The organism is Planotetraspora phitsanulokensis, from assembly GCF_016863295.1.
In the GTDB taxonomy this organism is placed as follows: domain Bacteria; phylum Actinomycetota; class Actinomycetes; order Streptosporangiales; family Streptosporangiaceae; genus Planotetraspora; species Planotetraspora phitsanulokensis.
Map to the genome: position 1 here is coordinate 1 of NZ_BOOP01000092.1, position 750 is coordinate 750.

A 750-nucleotide genomic window follows, 5' to 3' on the forward strand; every position below is an offset into this window, starting at 1 on the left:
TCCCCGGCATTGGAGGTGATGCCGCGCACCACCTCACCCGCCACCGACAACCCGGTACCCAAACCCGTCCCGTAATACATGAACGCGAAATCCCGGCTGCTGCCCGGACCCGCGAACCACAACTCGGCCACCACCGCCGCCGTCGTGTCCTTCTCCAGCAACACCGGCAGACCCGTCGCCTCCGCCAACGCCCGCCGCAACGCCACCCGATGCCAATTCGGCAACATCGGCGGATTCAGCAACACCCCCGCATCCACATTCACCGGACCCGGAGAAGCGATACCGATCCCCAAAATCCGCGACCGATCCACCGCCGACCCCACGATCAACGCCTCGATCGCACCGGCCATCTCCGCGATCACCGCACTCGGATCCCCCGCCGCCGGCGTGCCGGTCCGCGAATGATCCACCACCCTGCCCGACAAATCGACCAGCACATACGTCACCGCCGCCGGATCGATGTGCACCCCGACCGCGAACCCACCCCCCGGGTTCAACGTCACCACCGCCGCCGGCTTACCCGGACCACTGGTCCGCGTCCCGACCTCCGCCACCAGACCCGCATCCAGCAGACGCCGGCACACCTTCGTCACCGTCATCCCACTCAACGCCGTCAACGCGGCCAACTCCGAACGGGTGATCCCCTCAGGCCGCCGCCGGATCGCATCAAGAACGACCGTCTGGTTGTACTCACCCACGGCAGGAAGGTTCGTACCCGTACGATCCAACGCCGCCCTCCCCACCCGCTGT

Annotated in this window: 1 protein-coding gene; it reads right to left on the minus strand. The window is 67.2% G+C overall.

Annotation, left to right across the window (positions count from 1 at the left end):
- Positions 1–698: ROK family transcriptional regulator (locus Pph01_RS42515; protein ID WP_204078951.1), on the minus strand; the 698-nt coding region annotated here is incomplete at its 3' end.
- Positions 699–750: the final 52 nt, after the last annotated feature.